General features: G+C 64.3%; 4 protein-coding genes. All 4 read left to right on the forward strand.

What is annotated here, in order from left to right; translation table 11 throughout:
* Positions 1-668: site-specific integrase (locus OCL88_RS20810; protein WP_264963813.1), on the forward strand; the 668-nt coding region annotated here is incomplete at its 5' end.
* On the forward strand, positions 628-1,734 hold the full coding sequence (locus OCL88_RS20815) for a tyrosine-type recombinase/integrase (RefSeq protein WP_142940160.1): 1,107 nt from the start codon (positions 628-630) through the stop codon (positions 1,732-1,734). The genes OCL88_RS20810 and OCL88_RS20815, both read left to right, overlap by 41 nt.
* A complete protein-coding gene (locus OCL88_RS20820) occupies positions 1,731-3,974 on the forward strand; it encodes a tyrosine-type recombinase/integrase (RefSeq protein ID WP_142940159.1) in 2,244 nt (747 codons plus the stop codon). Before OCL88_RS20815 ends, OCL88_RS20820 begins: the two co-directional genes overlap by 4 nt.
* Complete coding sequence (locus OCL88_RS20825; RefSeq protein WP_021474754.1) at positions 3,971-4,384, forward strand: DUF6262 family protein; 414 nt, start codon at positions 3,971-3,973, stop codon at positions 4,382-4,384. The genes OCL88_RS20820 and OCL88_RS20825 overlap by 4 nt, the downstream gene beginning before the upstream one ends.
* Positions 4,385-4,501 lie beyond the last annotated feature (117 nt).

Below are 4,501 nucleotides of genomic sequence, written 5' to 3' on the forward strand. Positions count from 1 at the left end.
CCGACGACCTGGTCGACACAGAGTTCGCCAAGGGTTCCAAACGCTGGCTGCCAGCATTCAGGGACTCGACGGCGTTCAAGGTGGGCTATGCATACGGGCTGCGGCGGCGCGAACTGGTGATGCTCGAGTACGTCGATTTTGGTCCCAATCCGCACGTCGAGCAGTTCGGCCGCTTCGGGGCACTCCAGGTGCGGTGGGCCAAGGGAACCAAGGGTTCCGGACCCCGACGGCGCACCGTTCTGACGGTTCCCGAGTTCGATTGGGTGGTTGGGCTCCTTGAGCACTGGCTCTCCCCTGACGGCCGGAAACGTTTCCCGACCGCTGACCGGTCCGCTAGCCTGTGGCCTTCGGAGCGCTCTGGTTCCACTGTTTTCCGCAACTTCGACCGGTCTTTTCAGCGGGTGCGGACGATCGCCGGCCTGCCGGAGGAACTGACCCTGCACACCCTGAGGCACTCGTACGTCACTCATCTGATCGAGGCCGGCTACGACCCGCTGTTCATCCAGCTTATCTGGGGCCGGAACCGGGGTGTCTTTGACGTGCAGCACGAGGCCCGTAACCGCACAGTTCCGCGTGATGGAGGTGCTTATCTGAAGCTGTCCATCACACGGGATCGCGGGAGGGTTCATGCAGGTTCAACGAGTTTTGGTGTCCGGTTCGCCGCTTGAGTCGTGGACTGTGCTTGATGATCATGGTGTCGTCGAGCCGGTGGAGCGGTTCCTGGCTTACCTGACCGACGTCGAGAGGTCGCCGAACACGCTCAAGGCGTATGCGCATGATCTCAAGGATTGGTTCGTCTTTCTTCGCCACCGCGGCATTGATTGGCGCCAGGTGGCCTTGGAGAACGTCGGCGAGTTCGTCGCCTGGCTGCGGCTTCCGCCTGCCGGGCGCGCCGCGGACGTGACGCTGCTGCCGTCGGCTTCCCATCACTGCGGGCCGGGAACGGTGAACCGCAAGCTCGCGGCGGTGGGCGGCTTCTACGTGTTTCACTCCCGTCATGGGGTTCCGCTGGGCGACCTTGTCACCGAGTTCGAAACGGTCCGGCACCGAAGAACGGGATGGAGACCGTTCCTTGCCCACCTTGCCGGGGACAGGCCGCAGCGGCGCCGGATCGTGAAGCTGCGTGAGCCCAAGAGGTTGCCCACGGTCCTGCCTGCGGTGCAGGCACAAGCAGTGCTGGATGCGTGCACTCGGCTGAGGGACCGGTTCATGTTCGTCCTGCTGTGGGAGTCGGGAATCCGTATCGGCGAAGCACTCGGACTAAGGCATGAGGACATTGCAGTCGCCGAGGGCGAGCTGACGATCCGCCGGCGGGTGAACGCCAACCGGGCCCGGGCGAAGTCCGTTTCGCCGCGCACGATACCGATCGGCGCGGACGTCGTGCGGCTCTACGGCGACTACCTTCACGAGGAATACGGAGATCTGGACAGCGACTACGTGTTCGTGAATCTGTGGGCCGGCGCCCGCGGCCGCCCGATGGGCTACGCGGCATTCTATGACCTGGTGAAGCGGCTGCGCCGTAACACCGGAGTGGATTTTGACCCGCACTGGTTCCGCCACACCTATGCCACCCGCTTGCTACGGGCCGGGACACCCATCGAAGTGATCAGCAGCCTGCTTGGCCACGCATCGGTCGCAACCACCATCGACGTCTACGGCCACCTCACTGTTGAGGACGCCCGCCGCGCCCTCGAAAAGGCAGGGCTGCTGACCGGAAAAGAGGTCACCTGGTGAGCTCCCTCGCATTGAATGAAAACGAGGACGGTCGCGGTCTGTTGGCTAAGCTCATGGGCACCGTCCGGCCCGAATTCAGACCCGAAATCGTGATCCCGGCCCCAGGCTCCCTCGTCTTCAACACCGAGCCCTGCCGGATCGACAAGTGTGAACGGCAACGTACGGTGAAAGGGTTCTGCAAAAGCCACTACAAGCGCTGGCTGGACCAAGGACGCCCCGAATTGGAGTCATTCCTCGCCAGCCCCGGCCCATTACCCGTAGGCGACGGCCCCTTGGCGGCATGCACCGTCACCTGGTGCCGCTTCGGTTCGGCCAGACGCGGCCTCTGCATCAGCCATCACGGGTTCTTCAGTCGTTCCAGCGAGACCGACGTGAATAAGTGGCTCGCTACCCTCTCCCCCGAGCCAGCCACCGAACGGCCCGAATGCAGGCTCGCGTTCTGCGACCTCTGGGCCCAAGGCAACTCGCCGTTGTGTCTGAACCACAAGTCCCGCTGGCACGCCATTGGCACACCGGATATCGACGAGTTCGTCGCCCGGTGCGAAAGCGTGGGCCTGGACCGGTTCGATTTCCGATGCCTGGCAGATCGTCCCCAGCTGCGGCTTGAGCTCCAGCACGCCCTGCAATGCCGCCACGATGAACGCCGGGCCAGTACCCGCTCCTCCGTTGTGACGCCCGTGATCCGGCTCCTCACCGACAGCGGCGTCACCTCGCTGCTGGAGTGGAATCTTGGCCAGTGGGCAGCGTTCTATAGCGCCGGCCGGGTGGGCCGCAGTCACCGCCACAACGGGCAACTCGCATTCCTGCGATTTGCCTACACCCGGCTCGAAGACCTCGCCGCCGGCACCGGCTGGGAGTCAGAGTATTCCCGCGACGTCTGGGCCCTGCACCGCCTCGGCTACACCGACACCCGCGGCACCCTCCGCTTCGACAAGATCCCGCAACCGTGGCTGCGCACCATGGCAAAACGCTTCATCCGATGGCGGCTGACCAGCGGCAGGGAAATCATCCAAGCCCGCATCGACCTCCTCGCCCTGAACCGATTCGCCGCGTTCCTCGCCCACACCATCCCCCACTCCGACGGCCCGGACTGCATCGACCGCGGCATCCTGGAACGCTTCCTCGCCGAACTCGCCCGGGATAAACGGGCCGTGACTTCCCGTGGCCGCGACATCAGCTCCCTGAACGCCTTCTTCGCCGCGATCCGCCGCCACGACCGGGCCAAGGACCTGCCGGCATCGGCGAACTTCTACCCCGAAGACTTCCCACGACCAGCCAAACGACTGCCCAGAGCCCTGGCCGATCACATCATGGCGCAACTCGACCAACCCGAAAACCTCGGCAAATGGACCAGCCCCGACAGTCGGCTACTCACACTGATACTGATGCGCTGCGGACTGCGCGTCGGGGACGCCTGCAACCTGGTATCAGACGGCGTGGTCCGTGACGGTGACGGCGCCCCATACCTTCGCTATATGAACCGGAAGATGAAACGCGAAGCCCTCGTACCCCTCGACGAGGAAGTCCATACCGCCATCCTCGATCAGCAACGACGCGTCCGCGAACGATTCCCCGAAGGCAGCAACTGGCTGTTCCCGGCCCCGAAGATGAACCCCGACGGAGCAAAACCGCTCACCACACACTCCTACCGCGGACAGCTTGAAGACTGGCTGGAACGCTGCGACATTCGCGACGAACACGGGCAAGAGGTGCGCCTGACTCCGCATCAGTGGCGCCACACCTTCGGGACAACACTGATCAACCGCGACGTTCCTCAGGAAGTTGTCCGGGTCCTCCTCGATCACACCTCGGCGGAGATGACCGCCCATTACGCCCGGCTGCATGACACGACCGTGCGTCGCCACTGGGAGAAAGCCCGCAAGGTCAACATCAACGGCGACACCATCACCATTGACCCGCAGGGACCACTCGCCGAAGCCAGCTGGGCCAAACAACGCCTCGGCCGCGCGACGCAGAGCTTGCCGAACGGATTCTGCGGGCTGCCGGTTCAGAAAACCTGCCCGCACGCCAACGCCTGCCTGACCTGTCCCATGTTTGTCACCACCGCCGAATTCCTCCCCCAGCACCAAGAGCAGCGCCGCCAGACCGTCCAGATCCTCTCCGCGGCCGAGGCCCGCGGACAGACCCGGCTCATCGAGATGAACCAGGCCGTGCTGCACAACCTGGACCGCATCATCGACTCCCTCGACGACACCGCACCAGCCGAGGCCGCCGGATGAACCGCCCCGACAACAGCCGGCACCTGATCAAAGCTGCACAGCAGCGCGCCGCTCTCACCCGGTCCAAAGCCGTCCAAGCGCTGCGCACGCTGCACGCGGAAGGCCGACCGGTCACCTTCGACGCCGTCGCCAAATACGCCCGAGTCTCCCGGTCCTGGCTCTACACCCAGCCCGACCTCCGCGCCGAAATCGAACGCCTCCGCCAAAACCACGCCTCAGCGGAGCCCACACCGGCATCACAGCCACAGCGGGCAAGCGAGGCCTCGCTACGGCAACGACTCGAAGCGGCCAACGACAGAATCCGACGACTCAACGACGAGAACCAACGACTGCGACAGCAACTCGCACACGCCCTCGGACAACGCCGCCAAAGTCCATCACCAGACCCAGCGACCATCCCGAATCCATAACAGATCCACGAGAATGAAAGGACACCCAATGCCACCGTCATGCACGTCCCGGACACACCCACCAACCCAAAACCGCAGGCCAGAGGCACAGGAGCCCGACGGGCTCAAGATAATGCA

It is taken from the genome of Paenarthrobacter sp. PAE-2, assembly GCF_026013155.1.
In the GTDB taxonomy this organism is placed as follows: domain Bacteria; phylum Actinomycetota; class Actinomycetes; order Actinomycetales; family Micrococcaceae; genus Arthrobacter; species Arthrobacter ureafaciens.